Raw genomic sequence first — 14237 nt, 5'->3', positions numbered from 1 at the left:
TCACGTCAATGCCTCAAGCGTCCGCCGACGTGCAGCTACTTCCACTGTGATGATGTCCTTCGGATAGACCACCGCATCCGGATAGTTTCTACGCTGGTTCGCCTCAAGGTTGTACATACCGATGGAACGGCATCCCAGGACTGCCCGTTGCAGGTGAGGTCACCTAAATCCGCGAATCTCGGTAATTCACCCGCATTGTTACCTGCGCATAAAGAGTTTTTGAAACTGCTGCTGGCACAGCACCGCGCCATTCCGACCCATTCATTTCGCCCCGAAGCCTCCGAAAATAACGCGAAAGGTCTTCAGGAAAATCAATGCGTCGAGCCACCAGGAGAAGTGACGGATATAATAGAAATCGTAACCAAGCTTGTCGTCGATCTCGTCGAGATCGGTAACATGCCCCTGATTGACCTGCGCCCAGCCAGTGAGACCCGGGCGCACGATATGACGATACCTGTAGAACGGTATGGCTTTTTCGTAGGACCGGGATAGCGGAAGAGCCTCTGGACGCGGACCGATCCAGCTCATCTCGCCCTTCAGTACATTCAGTATCTGAGGCAATTCGTCGATGCGGAACCGTCTGATGATGCGGCCCGCTCTGGTAATTCGATCATCGTCCGACCGGGTCATGGCGGCCTCCAGATCGGAACGGTCGCGTACCGGTTCGGCAAGCATCGACCGGAATTTGTACATACGAAACAGGTGACCACGCATCCCGACCCGTTCCTGCACGTAAAAAACGGGCCCCTTTGAATCGAGTTTGACCCAGAGCGCAACGGCCGGGAGGATAAGGATCAAGGCAGGAAGCAGAACGATCACGAGCAGGATATCGATCAATCGCTTTGCCTTCATGTAGGCGATAGTGGGAATGAGCGTGCCCAGATTGTTTTCGCGCAGGTGGTCGATCTTGACCTGCCCGGTCGTGTATTCCCAAACCTGGCGATAATGATAGACCGGCAAGCCGCTTAGCGCTGCTTCCGCTATCAGCTGGTCCCATTCCTCACTGCGGGCGTGATGCAGATCGGCGACGAGCGATCCGTTCATGCGGCGGCCAATTATCTCTCTCAGTGTCTCGGGGGTCAGTATTATCGCCTCGTCCAAGCCGCTGAGTGTGTCGGCTGCGCGCCCTCCAGGCACCACCCAGTATCTCTGGCTATTGCCTCGGGTAATCGCAATAAGCATGAAACTTGTAGCTGTCATGGCTACAGCGCTTAGCAACAGTATCGAGATATTGTACGGCAACCTCAAGACCAGCAGGACCAGCGACAACGAGCTGAAGACTAGGAAATTTACTGGGAGCACATAGGATAGCAGTCTGGCCTTCGCATAATCGCGCAGCCGATTAATAATGGACCACACCAAAACCGTCGCAACGGATGTGCCCACAATTGCAACTGCTGCCTCTTCCTGCGCGATGCGAGCGCCGTCGAACCGCGTACGTATGGCGACCGGAATAACAATGCCCACAAGCAGATACAAAGCAAGCTGGAACCACGCAGAAGAAAGCGGATGCCTCCCAGCCATCCCTCGCTGCCGTGCGTTTGAGATCCGCATTTTTCTATTTTCTCCAAAGCGTTACGTAAATTATAACACGCTGCGATCCTATCTTGGCGGCCATATAGGCTAATTGCGGTCTCGCGGGCAATCCGCCTATCGGATCAAATGCGAAAGTAGCGTAGAGACAGCACCAAGATTTAGTCTGAAGTGCCCGCATGAAGAGCTTCTCATGATAAGCATTTGACCTACAACGGTTTGACCTGAAGACCGCACGCATAACATCCCGCCTTGTCGGGCAAGCGCGCACCGCGCTGTGCATCCTGACGGACTATGCCCAAGCCGGGGACCAATTTACTTCAGAGACTACTGGGCTTGCAACCTTCACCTAGCCGTGCGCTGTCGCTTACGCTAGGTCGACGCGACATTTTAAATTGTAGCGAAATCGAGAAGCTGCTGGACCCGATCGGCCTTGGCCGCCTCATATCATCATATTCAGCCTCAATCTTGATCTTGCGGCCACGGTAGGCGGCAGGCTGGGAGGCGAAAATTTTATCATGGTTCGCGATCCGCGCGATGCAGTCATTTCCGACATCCGTTACATTCAAAGCTGGCTTGATCTCCCCCTGAAATAGCGCATGGCATCGGTGGAGGATGACGAGACCTAACTGCTCGCCGTTCTCATCGGCGAGCACGGTGGCTGGAATAGCAAGGCTCAAGTACTGCGTCTCTCCGACTGGACCGCCCATGCCCATACCACAAGGTTTGAAGAAACTGAGGTAACGTAGGATGTCTGAACTGACGTGATGCAAGTGGAGACGGGATATGGAATCCGCGTCAAAAATGCCTGCATGGCAGTCGCGGTCGCGAACCGGGACTGAATGTGAACGGCACCGAATTCATTCCGAAATTGATCGCTGCCGCGCCGCGGGAATGGAAACTGGCCTTGCTCGGCACGACGGCCGGACGTGTCGCCGCCACCGCCCGGAAGCTGGCGCAGGCAGGCTTCGGCGAAATCGTACAATGCGACGGGTTCAGGGACGAAGACCACTAGATCAGGGTGCTGGCGGACGAGCGCCCCTCTCTCGTGATCCTGGGCATGGGTATGCCGAAACAGGAACTGCTGGCAGAAAGACTCCTGAAGGATCCGGCGTTCAGCCGGACCGGGATGGTCGTGGTCAATGGCAGTGCCATCATCGATTTCATGAGCGGAGAGGTGCAAAGAGCACCTGAATGGATGCGGCGGGCCAAGGTGGAATGGGCCTATCGCCTTGCGCGCGAGCCAAGACGGTTGCTGCCGCGCTATATCGATAACACGCGGTTCCTCCTGGCATCGAAAAGGCTGGCCCGTGACGTAAAAACGCATCTGCACGCAGATCGCGAATAATTGCGGCTTTCGGGAAGGGGCGCCGGACCCTCCCGCCAATCCTACACAAAATCGTTTTCCTACACGGCAGACCGCATGCCACATCCTGCTGCGGGTCCGGCGTGTTGGATTCGCCCGTCATGCCCGTGCAAACGGCCTTGCGGTTCGACATCCAGCCCGCCGGAGAACCCCACACATCATGCAGTCCATGCAGTCCACGCAGCCTGGCGCGACCACCCAGTCCTGCCCCGTCAGCGCCGACCAGTTCGCAGGCGCGGCCCGGCCAATGACGCCGGACGCCGTCGCCGATGCAGCCCGCTCCATTGGCTGCGATACTGCGGCGATCCATGCCGTGATCGAGATCGAGAGCAAAGGCGGGTTCGACGCCGCCCGGCGCCCCCGCATCCTGTTCGAACGGCATTATTTCCACCGCCTGACCGGGGGCCGCTTCGACGAGCGGGCGCCCGACATCAGCCACCGGCGCTGGGGCGGTTACGGGCGGAGCGCGGCGCAATATCGCCGGCTCGAACGGGCCATCGCGCTGGACAGGGAGGCCGCGCTTCGTTCCGCAAGCTGGGGCGCGTTCCAGATCATGGGCGACAATTTCGCCGCATGCGGCTTTGCCGATATCGGCGCCTTCGTCGCCGCCATGATGGAGGGGGAGGACGCGCACCTGCTCGCCTTCACGGCGTTCCTGCAAGCCGAGGGGCTGGACAAGGCCTTGCGCGAACACGACTGGGCACGGTTTGCGCGCGGCTATAACGGCCCGGCTTTCCGCAGGCATCGCTACGACGAACGCCTCGCGGCAGCCTGGCGGCGGCATTCGGACCATGCGCTGCTGCGGGAGGGTTCGCGCGGATCGGCGGTCAGGCGGCTGCAGGCGAGGCTGGATGTCGCAGTTGACGGGCTGTTCGGGCCGATCACTGCCGCGGCGGTGCGCGCTTTCCAGCGTGGCCGGGGACTGGCAGCGGACGGGCTGGTCGGCCCGCGGACACGCGCCGCGCTGGACGCGTAACGTTACGTCGTGCGCTCCGCCTTGTCCCTCGCGTTCGTCCCCTTGATCATCGCGCGCATCGTCTCCCACTCCTCGTCATCCAGGGGCGAGAGCGCCTGGTAGAAGTTTCCGCCATTGGCCTGATAGCCCGCGCCGTCGATCGCGATGGTCTGGCCGTTCACCCACTCCGCGCCCGGCCCCATCAGGAACACGGCAAGATTGGCCAGCTCATGCATTTCGCCGTGCCGACCCATCGGATTGTTCCGTTCGCTGCGCTCGTCCTGCCTGCCACCGGGGGAAAGGCGCGCACTCATCCCCTCGGTCGGGAACAGGCCCGGGGCGATGGCATTGAAGCGCAGGCCATAGCGGCCCCATTCGGTCGCCAGGCTCTGGGTCATCGTGTTGATCGCGCTCTTGCTCATGGCGGAGGGAACGGTGAACGGGCCGCCATTCCAGATCCACGTGGTCAGGATCGACAGGAAGCTGGCGCTGCGCCCCTCCGCGATCAGTCGTTTGCCGATTTCATGGGTGACGTAGAACGTCCCGCGAAAGACGATATCGGAAATCGCGTTGAAGCCGTTGATGGAGAGGTCTTCGGTCCGGCTGACGAAATTTCCGGCCGCGTTGTTCACCACCCCGGTCAGCGCGCCGCCTTCGTCCCAGATGGCATCCACCATGTCCGCGATCGCCTGCGGGTCGCGGATGTCGCAGCCATGGGCCACGACCTTGCCGCCGTGCCGGGCCATCAGGGTCTCTGCCGCCTCCTGGACCTTTCCCTGCCGCCGCCCGCAGATATGCACGGCCGCGCCCAGCTTGAGAAACGCCTCGGTCATCTCGAGGCCAAGGCCCGTCCCGCCGCCTGTGACGAGGATGCGCATCCCGTCCATCAGCCCGTCGCGGAACATCAGTCTGCTCGTGTCCATCATCGTCTCCCCTGCGGTGATCCCCGGTTTCCCCCCGGGGTTCGTTGCCACCGGTGAGTGCCCGCAGGGACGAAGCGAGTCCACTATCCTTGATAAGACTCGCCTGCGGGTCCACTTGCGAGCCCATGAACGTTATGTCGCGACTAGCCCCCCTCGATCGCGCGAAGCTTCGCGCAGCCTACCGGATGGAAGAAGGCGCATGCGTGGCGCAGCGCATGGCGCAGGCCCGGCCCGCCAGCGACCAGCATGAAACGGCCGGCGCCTTTGCCGCGCAGCTGGTCCGCGATGCCCGTGCGCGCAAGGCCAGCGGGCTCGACGCATTCCTTCACCAGTTCGGCCTCGACACGGAAGAAGGCATCGCGCTGATGTGCCTGGCAGAGGCGCTTCTGCGTGTTCCCGACCATGACACGGCGGATGCGCTGATTCGCGACAAGCTGGGCGATATCGACTGGTCCGAACATCTGGGCGAAAGCTCCTCCACCTTCGTCAACGCAGCGACTTTCTCGCTGATGCTGACCGGCGAAGTGCTGGAAAAACCGGAAGAAGCCCAGCGCGGCATGGGCGCGACACTGCGCCGCACGATCGGCCGCGTGGGCGAACCCGTGATCCGCAAGGCGACGCTTCAGGCGATGCGCATCATGGGCGGCCAGTTCGTCTATGGCCGCTCGATCGAGGAAGCCCTGAGCCGAGCAAAGCCGGAGCGGGCAAAGGGCCTGACCCACAGCTTCGACATGCTGGGCGAAGCGGCGATGACCTATCCCGATGCGGAGCGATACCGCCTGGCCTATGAACGCGCGATCGAACGCCTTGCGCGCGAAGGCGGCGCCGATGTCGGCGCCAGCCCGGGCATCTCGGTGAAGCTGTCGGCGCTGCATCCGAAATACGATTTCCTCCATGCGGACAAGGCGCGGGCGGAACTGGTCCCGATGGTTCGCGACCTCGCGGAGAAGGCGCGGGCGGCCAACATCCACTTCACCATCGATGCGGAGGAAGCCGAGCGGCTGGAACTCTCGCTCGACATCATCGAGGAACTGGCCAGCGACGACAGCCTGTTCCGCCTCGATGATGGCGGTCAATGGGAAGGGTTCGGTCTTGCCATCCAGGCCTACCAGAAACGCGCGGCCCCGCTGTGCGACTGGGTTGTCCGCCTGGCCCGCCGGCATGACCGCCGCCTGATGGTGCGGCTGGTCAAGGGCGCCTACTGGGATACCGAGATCAAGCTCAGCCAGGTCGGCGGGTATGACGATTATCCCGTCTTCACCCGCAAGGTGGCGACCGATGTCAGCTATCTCGCCTGCGCGAAGATCCTGATCGAGGGCGGCGATGCGATCTATCCCGCCTTCGCCACGCACAATGCCTATACCATTGCCGCCATCCGCACGATGGCCCGCGACAAGGGTATCGATTTCGAATTCCAGCGCCTGCACGGCATGGGCGAGGAATTGTACGGCGCCCTGGCCAAGGCGGAGGGCAATGAACGCACCCCCGTCCGCATCTATGCGCCCGTGGGCAGTCACAAGGACCTGCTCGCCTATCTCGTGCGGCGCTTGCTGGAGAACGGCGCCAATTCCAGCTTCGTCAACCGCATGGCCGATGCCGACGTGCCGGCGGAAGAACTGGCGGGCGACCCGGTGGCGGAACTCGCCGCGCTGGAGCCGAAGCGCAATCCGGCCATCCCGCTGCCTGCGGACATCTTCCCCGGACGCGTCAACAGTGCAGGCATCGATCTTGCCGATCCGCTGGTGCGCGAACCGTTGATGGAACGGCTGGACGCCCTGGCGGACCGGCACTGGGACGCCTCGCCCACTTTCACCCTGCCCGAAGAGGGCGAAAGCGCACCGATCAACGCGCCGCAGGACCTGAACCAGGAAGTCGGCACGCGACGCGATTCGACCGAAGCCGAGGTACAGGCTGCGGTCGACCGCGCTCTGCTGGTCCAGCCGGGATGGAACGCGCTGGGCGGGGAACGGCGCGCACTGCTGCTGGAAGCGGCAGCCGACGCGTTCGAGGACCATAGCGACGAATTGCTCAGCCTGTGCCGCCGCGAGGCGGGCAAGTCCCTGCTCGACGGCGTGCTGGAGGTGCGCGAGGCCGTCGATTTCCTGCGCTATTACGCATCAGAGGCGCGGCGCCTGTTTGCAGAGCCGCTGGCCCTGCCCGGACCGACGGGCGAGGAAAACCGCCTCACCATGGCGGGGCGCGGTGTCTTTGCCACCATCAGTCCGTGGAACTTCCCGCTGGCGATCTTCATCGGTCCGGCGGCAGCGGCGCTGGCAGCGGGCAATACCGTAATCGCCAAGCCGGCGGAACAGACCCCGCTGATCGCGGCGCTGGCCACCCGGCTTTGTCACGAGGCAGGCATTCCGGAGGAAGTTTTCCAGCTGCTGCCCGGGGCAGGCGATGTCGGCCAGCTCATCACATCCGATCCGCGCATTGCCGGGGTCGCCTTCACCGGGTCGACCGGAACGGCGCAGGCGATCAACCGCGCGCTCGCCGCGCGGGAAGGTCCCATCGCGACCTTCATCGCAGAGACCGGCGGTCAGAACGCGATGATCGTCGATTCCAGTGCGTTGCCAGAACAGGTGACGCGCGATGTCGTCGCCTCCGCCTTCCAGAGCGCAGGCCAGCGCTGCTCCGCCCTGCGCGTCCTCTATATTCAAGACGACGTCTATGACGAGATGCTAGGCATGATCCGCGGCGCGTTCGAGGCACTGGAAGTGGGCGACCCGGCCGATCTTGCGACCGATGTCGGCCCTGTCATCGACCCCGATGCCAAGGCCGCGCTCGAACGCCATGTTGCGCGCCGCAAGAAGGCGGGGCGCACCGTCTGGCGGCGCAAGCTGGCGCGCGGCCTGTCGTCGGGCTGTTTCGTGGCACCCACCATCATCGAGATGGGTTCGATCCTCGACCTCAAGCGCGAGAATTTCGGCCCGGTGCTGCATGTCGTACGGTTCCGTGGCGGCGAACTGGGTAAGGTGATGGAAGACATCAACGCCACGGGCTTCGGCCTGACGCTGGGGCTGCACAGCCGCATCGAAGGCGTCGCGCGCTTTGTCGAAAGCCGCGCGCGGGTCGGCAATTTCTACGTCAACCGCAACCAGATCGGCGCGGTCGTCGAAAGCCAGCCATTCGGCGGGGAAGGCCTGTCGGGAACCGGACCCAAGGCCGGCGGTCCGCATTACGTGGCCCGCTTCGCAACCGAGCGCGTGGTGACGATCGACACGACGGCCGCGGGCGGCAATGCCAGCCTGCTGAACGGGTAGGCGCTGCCGTCCGGACGGGGCCGGCGCGGGGGGGGTGCGAGGGAAATTCAGTTCAGCTTAACGCTGCGACCCGCTATGGACCGCGCCATGCGACATTACGCCAAGCTTTTCCTCGCCCTCCTTGCCCTTGCATGGTCCAATGCAGCCTTTGCGGAAGTGAAGATGCATTTCCATTCGTTCAACGGATCGGTGTTTTTCGGGCGCTATCCCCACACATTTATCGTGCTGGAAGGCACGCTGGATGAAACGGGCCAGCAGGTGAACGAGAATTACGGATTCACGGCAAAACGCACGACGCCCGCCATCCTGACCGGCCCGGTCGAACACGATATCCTGATCGAGGAAGAGAAGTATATCGGATCGACCAATCGCCATTTCACGGTGACCCTGACCGATGCCCAGTACCGTGAGGTGAAGGCGCTGAAGGACAGGTGGAAGAATGCCCCGGGCAAATATTACGACCTCGACACGCGCAACTGTATTCACTTCGTCGGGGAGATGGCGAAGATTGCCGGACTGAAGGTCGGCTACCCGAAGAAAATGCTGCGCAAGCCCAAGCAATGGCTCAATTATATTGGAACGCTGAACCCCGAACTGGGTGCAAAGCCCCTCTGACGACGCGCGCCAGGGGCCAAAAAATTCCGCGCGCCAGCTTGCCGCCCCGAAGCCGTTGGCGCAGGGTTCGGGCATGGCGATTCTTTCAGACAAGTGGATTCGGGAACGTGCGCGCGCCGACGGCATGATCGAGCCGTTCGAGGAAGCGCAGCGCCGCGACGGCTGCATTTCCTACGGCCTGTCGAGCTATGGCTACGATGCGCGGGTGGCGCCCGAATTCAAGATTTTCACCAATGTCGATTCCAGCGTGGTCGACCCCAAGACGTTCGACCCCAAGAGCTTCGTCGACCGGGAAACCGATGTCTGCATCATCCCCCCCAATTCCTTCGCTCTCGCTCGCACGGTCGAATATTTCCGCATCCCGGAAAACGTGCTGGTCATCTGCCTCGGCAAGAGCACCTATGCCCGCTGCGGCATTATCGTGAACGTCACCCCGCTGGAACCGGGCTGGGAAGGCCACGTCACGCTGGAATTTTCCAACACCACGCCTCTGCCGGCCAAGATCTACGCCAATGAAGGTGTGTGCCAGTTCCTGTTCCTGCAGGGGAACGAGAGGCCCGAAGTGACCTATGCCGACAGGGCCGGCAAATACATGGGACAGCGGGGCGTGACCCTGCCCCGGCTGTGAGCGTCGATTGACCGCCCGCGTCCCCTTCTGGCGCGTCGTACCCGGCGCCCGTGAAGGGGAATACATCCTGCCCGTTACCCCGCCCGCCACCGCCGGGCCGGAAGGCGCCCCGCATGTGATGGGCGGTGTCTCGCTGGCCGCGGCAATCGATGCGATGCAGCTGGAAAGCGGGCAGGGTATTTTGTGGGCCACCATCCAGTTCCTTGCCCCGACCCAGCATGCCGAGGAGTTGACGATAAGCTGCGAACAATGCGGCGGCGGCCAGTCGATCGGCCAGTGGCAAGCGGTTATCCGGTCTGCCGGGCGCGAGGTGCAACGTGTGGCTGCCGCATTAGGAGCGCGCGAACCGTCCCAGCCACGCCAGTTTGCCATGATGCCGGACGTGCCCGGACCCGGCAGCTTGGCCGCGCCCCCGGTCGATCCCCTTGCAGAAGACACCGGCCTGCTCGCCGAAGTCGAGAGACGGACGGCCCTGCAGGATAGCGAGCAGGGGATCGATGCCGTATGGACCCGGTCCCGAAGCGGTTTTGCAAACGATGCCGGATGGCTGGCCATCCTTTCCGATTTCCTCCTCGGCGCGCACCCGCAATCGCGTGGCGGCTCCAGCCTCGATGCGACCCTTCGCTTCTTCCGCCCCGCGCCCGCCGGATGGGTCCTGTCGGTTACGCAGCTGGCCGCTTTCGAAAGGGGCACGGTTTCCGGCCAGGCACGGCATTTTGCAGAAGACGGCACCCTGCTTGCCATTTCGAGCCAGACGAGCGTCCTTCCCCGCATCCCCATGGCGATGCCCGACTCGGCCTAGGCCGTACGATGCGGAGCGGGACAACATTGCCGTAACGGCTTTGACTTGGCCGCGCAGTGTGCGCAGTAAGCGGCGACAAAGGAGAGTTGAGCATGGCCGACAAGAACACCCGCGAATTCGATATCATCGTCTATGGCGCGACCGGATATACCGGACGGCTGGTGGCCGAACATTTCGTGCGCGAATATGGCGACAGCGATGCCGCGCCCAAATGGGCAATGGCCGGACGCAGCCTCGACAAGCTGGCATCGGTCCGGGACGAGATCGGCGCGCCTGCCGACACGCCGCTGGTGGTGGCCGATGCGGACGACACGGCCAGCCTCGTCGCCATGTGCGAGCGCACGAAAGTCGTCCTGACCACTGTCGGTCCCTACCAGCTCTACGGTGATGAACTGGTCGCCGCCTGCGTTGCGACCGGGACCGATTACGCCGATCTGTGCGGCGAGCCGGGCTGGATGCGCCAGCAGATCGACAAGCACCACGAAGCGGCCAGGGCCAGCGGCGCCCGCATCTGTTTCTCCAGCGGCTTCGATTCCATCCCCTTCGATCTCGGCGTGCTGATGCTGCAGAAAGAAGCGAAGGCGAAATTCGGCAAGCCCGCGCCGCGGGTCAAAGGCCGCGTGCGCGCCATGCAGGGCACCTTCTCCGGCGGGACGGCCGCCAGCCTGACCGCGACGATGAAGGCCGTGGCCAAGGATGCGAGCCTGCTGAAGATCCTGCAAAGCCCCTTCGGCCTGACGCCCGGCTTCGAAGGGCCGGACCAGCCGAGCGGACTGCTGCCGGAATATGACAAGGAAGCGGGCAAATGGGCCGCACCCTTCATCATGGCGACCATCAATACCAAGAACGTCCACCGCACCAATTTCCTGCGCGGCCATCCCTATGGCGAGGACTTCAAATATGATGAGATGATGCTGACCAGCCCGGGCGAAATCGGCGAGAAAGCGGCAAAGGCCGCAGCCGAAATGCTCAAGAACCCGTTCGGTGCGAAGCCGCCCAAGCCGGGCGAAGGCCCGACTCCGGAAGAGCGCGAGAACGGGTTCTACGACGTGCTGTTCATCGGCATGATGCCGGATGGCGAGACGATCCGTTACGGCGTGAAGGGCAAGTTCGATCCGGGTTACGGGTCCACCAGCCGGATGCTGGGCGAAACCGGCATGGCCCTGCTGGACAGCGACGCCCAAGGCGGCGTCGGGACGCCCGGCTCCTTCCTGGGTGAAGACCTCGTCGAGCGTCTGGAAGACCACGCCGCCCTGACCTTCGCGGTCGAAGGCTGAGGCCGGGCAGGAGACGCGCCATGATTGCAAGGATTGCTGCCATCGGCGGGCGCATCATGCTGGCGATCCTGTTCATCCTTGCGGGGGTGAACAAGCTGCTGAACCTCGACACGACGCAGGCCTATATCGAGGGGGTCAGCGTCCTGCCGTCCTTCCTCGCGCTGCCTGCCGCCCTATTCGAAATATTCGGAGGGATGGCCCTAGCCGTGGGCCTGTGGCCGCGCATTGTCGCCCCGGCCATGGCGGTCTTTACCCTGCTGACGATCGTGTTCTTTCACTACGACACGTCGAGCACGCAGGAAATGGCGCTGGCCATGAAGAACCTCGCCATCGCCGGCGGGCTCTTCATGGTCTTCGCCCATGCCGAGGCGACCCGTACGGTCGTCGCCGGCTAGGCCCGGCTCACCAATTCTTTAGAAACTGGCGAGCAGGCTGACGCGGAAATTGCGGCCTGCCAGCGGCACGAAATCCTTCGTAAAGCTGGCATGGCGGCGGCCCTCCACGTCGAAGATGTTCTTCGCCTGCAGCATCAGGCGCACCGTGTCGTCGCCCGGAAGCGGCTGGAAGCCGAGCGAGGCGTTGACGAAGGTGAAGCCGTCGGTCGGGGTCTCGAACGAGGCGACATCGTCCTGCTCGTCGAACCACTGGACCTCGACCCGCGCGTCGAATTGCTGCGAGCGGGCCTCCACGGCGCCCAGCAGGCTGAGCGGCGGGATACGCGGCACGTTTGAACCATCGTCCAGTTCGGCGCGGATATATTCGCCGCGTACATCGCCATAAAGGGCAAAAGCGCCGAGATCGGCCAGCGGGAAATCCACCGAACCCTCGATGCCGAAATAGTCGGCATCCTGCTGCAAATAGACGAAGACCGGCAGGTCGTCCTCTTCCGCGCCCGTATCCGACAGGTAGACATAATCGTCGAACCAGTTCTGGAACACGGAGAAGGTGACGTTCGCCGCGCCCAGACGGCCTCGCACGAAGCCTTCGACCCCGATGGAGGTTTCCACCTCCAGGTCCGGGTCGCCGATCTCGAAGGCTTGCGTCGCGATGTGGGGACCGTTGGAGAACAGCTCTTCCGCACTCGGCGCGCGGGCTGCGCGCGAAACGGTCACGCCGAAGCGCAGCGGTTCGAGCGCCGGCGTCTCGTAAATGGCCGAAAGCGCACCCGAGAACGTGTCGTAGTCGCGCTCCAGGTTCAGCGTGCGGGACGACACGTCCGTCATCTCGTAACGGGCTGCCGCTTCCAGCTGGATCTGTCCCAGCGTCAGTTCCTGCAGGCCGAAGACGGCGAACTGGTCGGTGCGGTTCGGAGCCACGTAGGCTTCTGCGCCGACCGCTTCGAAATCGCGGATATAGTATTGCAGGCCGAAGGAGCCGCCATATCCGCCGCGGCGGTTCTGCGCGAGCACCATCCGTGCCTCGATCGCCTCGGTGTCGAAGGTCGTGCCGACCTCGTCGCCCTCGAACTCGATATGGCTGTAATCGGAATAGCCGGCGCGCGTGATCATGCGGCCGAAGAAACCGTCGCCGAGATCGAGCTCGCCGCGCAGGTCGGCGCGGAACTGCTGCAGGTCGATGGTGACGATCTCTGCTTCTTCCTCGTCGCCAAGCTCGTCGCCGTGATCTTCATCATGGTCCTCATCATGATCGTGATCTTCGTCGCCGTGCTCTTCCTCGCCGTGATGGTGGCCGGCGCCCGGACGGCCCGGAACACCGTAATTCGTGTCGTAATAACCCAGCGAGAAGCCGAGGCTGCTGTCACCCTAGAAGATGGTCAGGCCGCCATTCGTGCTCCAGGTCTCGCTACCGCTATTCGGCACGAAGCCGCGCTGCTCAGCCGCCTCGCGCAGCTCTTCGGCTTCCTCGAATTCGCCTTCCTCTTCCTCTTCAGCCGCTTCCGCCAGGATTTCGGCGCGCAGTCCGTCGGCCACCGTGAAGCCCGGCACCTCGACGTCGTCGCTGTTGCGGTACGAACCGCTGGTGTGCAGCACGACATTGGGGCCGAGCGGCAGGTCGAGCGAGGCGCCCCCGCCCCACAGATTGCGAGCCGTGTCGGCTTCTGCCAGCGCGTCGAAGTGGAAATCCTCCGTGACGCGGCGGCGGGGGATGCGCTTGTCGATGACGTTGACTGCGCCGCCAATGGCCTGGCTGCCGTAAAGAATCACGGCAGGCCCGCGCAGGACCTCAATGCTCTCGGCCGTCAGCGGATCGATCGATACCGCGTGGTCGTCGGACGTGTTCGATACGTCGAGTGCTGCCAGTCCGTCGACGAGGACCTTCACACGCTCGCCGGAGAACCCGCGAATGACCGGACGTGAAGCGCCGGGAGAGAAGCTCGTGGCCGAAACGCCCGGCAGGTCCGCCAGCACTTCGCCAAGCTGTCCGTCGAGGTTGCGCTGCAGGTCGATGCCCTCGACCACATTCGTGCCCGCCAGCACGTCCAGCTGGGTCAGGCCTTCGACGGTTACGATGATCTCGCCGTCCGGGCCGATATTCCTGCTGTGCAGGTCGTCATCCGCTTCTTCCTGCGCAGGGGTCGCAGGCGTAGCCGCAGTCTGTGCGAATGCAGGCAGAGAGCCAAGGGCCAGCGCGGCCATGGAAACGGTATGTAAGGCAATACGGGATTGACGCATGGGGGAGAAAGCTCTCGAATTTGAATGATACGTGGTAACATTTCCTGAAGCACATGAGGAGCGCGCTTGCAACCGCAGTGTTCGCACACGCGCCATCCTGCTCGACGAATGATGAACAGATGCAGCCGAACGGCATGGCACGCCGAACGGCGCACTGCCGCAAGGGCGGCAGACGTCAGGTCACTGGTTTTGGGAAGAAAATGGAGCGGGCGAGGCGATTCGAACGCCCGACCCCAACCTTG

At 63.1% G+C, this 14237-nt stretch carries 14 protein-coding genes; 9 read left to right on the top strand and 5 right to left on the bottom strand.

All coding sequences use genetic code 11. The features are described from left to right. Positions 1–261: 261 nt before the first annotated feature. Both ACGHJ7_RS14220 and ACGHJ7_RS14215 read right to left on the bottom strand, forming a co-directional pair. Entirely contained in the window at positions 262–1554 is a 1293-nt protein-coding gene (locus ACGHJ7_RS14220; protein WP_390479022.1) for a sugar transferase, read from the bottom strand. A gap of 299 nt (positions 1555–1853) precedes the next feature. Beyond that, positions 1854–2213, bottom strand: a complete 360-nt coding sequence (locus tag ACGHJ7_RS14215; RefSeq protein WP_390479020.1) for a hypothetical protein — start codon at positions 2211–2213, stop codon at positions 1854–1856. A gap of 164 nt (positions 2214–2377) precedes the next feature. Here ACGHJ7_RS14215 and ACGHJ7_RS14210 point away from each other — a divergent pair, with 164 nt between their 5' ends. From ACGHJ7_RS14210 to ACGHJ7_RS14200, 3 genes are all read left to right on the top strand, one after another. Continuing rightward, positions 2378–2548 (top strand): hypothetical protein, encoded by a 171-nt coding sequence (locus ACGHJ7_RS14210; protein ID WP_390479018.1) that lies wholly within the window; start codon positions 2378–2380, stop codon positions 2546–2548. Positions 2549–2554: 6 nt separating this feature from the next. After that, the gene (locus ACGHJ7_RS14205; RefSeq protein ID WP_390479016.1) at positions 2555–2881 is read left to right on the top strand and encodes a WecB/TagA/CpsF family glycosyltransferase; all 327 of its coding nucleotides are present in this window, start codon (positions 2555–2557) and stop codon (positions 2879–2881) included. 178 nt (positions 2882–3059) lie between these two features. Next, on the top strand, positions 3060–3875 hold the full coding sequence (locus ACGHJ7_RS14200; RefSeq protein ID WP_390479014.1) for an N-acetylmuramidase domain-containing protein: 816 nt from the start codon (positions 3060–3062) through the stop codon (positions 3873–3875). A gap of 2 nt (positions 3876–3877) precedes the next feature. On the opposite strand, the gene ACGHJ7_RS14195 is transcribed toward ACGHJ7_RS14200, so the two are convergent. Continuing rightward, entirely contained in the window at positions 3878–4780 is a 903-nt protein-coding gene (locus ACGHJ7_RS14195) for an SDR family oxidoreductase (protein WP_390479012.1), read from the bottom strand. Positions 4781–4911: 131 nt separating this feature from the next. On the opposite strand from ACGHJ7_RS14195, the gene putA reads away from it, so the two are divergent. The 6 genes from putA (at position 4912) to ACGHJ7_RS14165 (ending at position 11757) form a co-directional block, all read left to right on the top strand. Beyond that, positions 4912–8040 (top strand): bifunctional proline dehydrogenase/L-glutamate gamma-semialdehyde dehydrogenase PutA, encoded by a 3129-nt coding sequence (gene putA, locus ACGHJ7_RS14190; RefSeq protein WP_390479026.1) that lies wholly within the window; start codon positions 4912–4914, stop codon positions 8038–8040. Positions 8041–8127: 87 nt separating this feature from the next. Continuing rightward, positions 8128–8655: a hypothetical protein gene (locus tag ACGHJ7_RS14185; protein ID WP_390479010.1), complete on the top strand. Its 528-nt coding sequence runs from the start codon at positions 8128–8130 to the stop codon at positions 8653–8655. 73 nt (positions 8656–8728) lie between these two features. Continuing rightward, entirely contained in the window at positions 8729–9283 is a 555-nt protein-coding gene (gene dcd / locus ACGHJ7_RS14180; RefSeq protein WP_390479008.1) for a dCTP deaminase, read from the top strand. 7 nt (positions 9284–9290) lie between these two features. Continuing rightward, entirely contained in the window at positions 9291–10085 is a 795-nt protein-coding gene (locus tag ACGHJ7_RS14175) for an acyl-CoA thioesterase domain-containing protein (RefSeq protein WP_390479006.1), read from the top strand. A 92-nt stretch (positions 10086–10177) separates the two neighbouring features. After that, positions 10178–11362: a saccharopine dehydrogenase family protein gene (locus tag ACGHJ7_RS14170; protein ID WP_390479004.1), complete on the top strand. Its 1185-nt coding sequence runs from the start codon at positions 10178–10180 to the stop codon at positions 11360–11362. A gap of 20 nt (positions 11363–11382) precedes the next feature. Beyond that, positions 11383–11757, top strand: a complete 375-nt coding sequence (locus tag ACGHJ7_RS14165) for a DoxX family protein (RefSeq protein ID WP_390479002.1) — start codon at positions 11383–11385, stop codon at positions 11755–11757. Between the two features lie 18 nt (positions 11758–11775). On the opposite strand, the gene ACGHJ7_RS14160 is transcribed toward ACGHJ7_RS14165, so the two are convergent. Together ACGHJ7_RS14160 and ACGHJ7_RS14155 are read right to left on the bottom strand one after the other, a co-directional pair. Next, complete coding sequence (locus ACGHJ7_RS14160; RefSeq protein WP_390479024.1) at positions 11776–13101, bottom strand: TonB-dependent receptor; 1326 nt, start codon at positions 13099–13101, stop codon at positions 11776–11778. Between the two features lie 24 nt (positions 13102–13125). Continuing rightward, entirely contained in the window at positions 13126–13959 is an 834-nt protein-coding gene (locus ACGHJ7_RS14155) for a TonB-dependent receptor plug domain-containing protein (protein ID WP_390479000.1), read from the bottom strand. Positions 13960–14237 lie beyond the last annotated feature (278 nt).

Origin of the sequence: Altererythrobacter sp. MTPC7, from assembly GCF_042851395.1 — a bacterium.
In the GTDB taxonomy this organism is placed as follows: domain Bacteria; phylum Pseudomonadota; class Alphaproteobacteria; order Sphingomonadales; family Sphingomonadaceae; genus CAJXSN01.
Note: the sequence above shows the minus strand (reverse complement) of the source record. Positions and strands in the feature narration are given on the sequence as shown.

Bases quoted from the DNA above. Each gene is read 5' to 3' on its own strand.
- ACGHJ7_RS14220 (WP_390479022.1), bottom strand. From the start codon at position 1,554: ATGCGGATCTCAAACGCACGGCAGCGAGGGATGGCTGGGAGGCATCCG.
- ACGHJ7_RS14200 (WP_390479014.1), top strand. From the start codon at position 3,060: ATGCAGTCCATGCAGTCCACGCAGCCTGGCGCGACCACCCAGTCCTGC.
- ACGHJ7_RS14195 (WP_390479012.1), bottom strand. From the start codon at position 4,780: ATGATGGACACGAGCAGACTGATGTTCCGCGACGGGCTGATGGACGGG.
- putA (WP_390479026.1), top strand. From the start codon at position 4,912: ATGTCGCGACTAGCCCCCCTCGATCGCGCGAAGCTTCGCGCAGCCTAC.
- ACGHJ7_RS14185 (WP_390479010.1), top strand. From the start codon at position 8,128: ATGCGACATTACGCCAAGCTTTTCCTCGCCCTCCTTGCCCTTGCATGG.
- dcd (WP_390479008.1), top strand. From the start codon at position 8,729: ATGGCGATTCTTTCAGACAAGTGGATTCGGGAACGTGCGCGCGCCGAC.
- ACGHJ7_RS14170 (WP_390479004.1), top strand. From the start codon at position 10,178: ATGGCCGACAAGAACACCCGCGAATTCGATATCATCGTCTATGGCGCG.
- ACGHJ7_RS14165 (WP_390479002.1), top strand. From the start codon at position 11,383: ATGATTGCAAGGATTGCTGCCATCGGCGGGCGCATCATGCTGGCGATC.
- ACGHJ7_RS14155 (WP_390479000.1), bottom strand. From the start codon at position 13,959: ATGGCCGCGCTGGCCCTTGGCTCTCTGCCTGCATTCGCACAGACTGCG.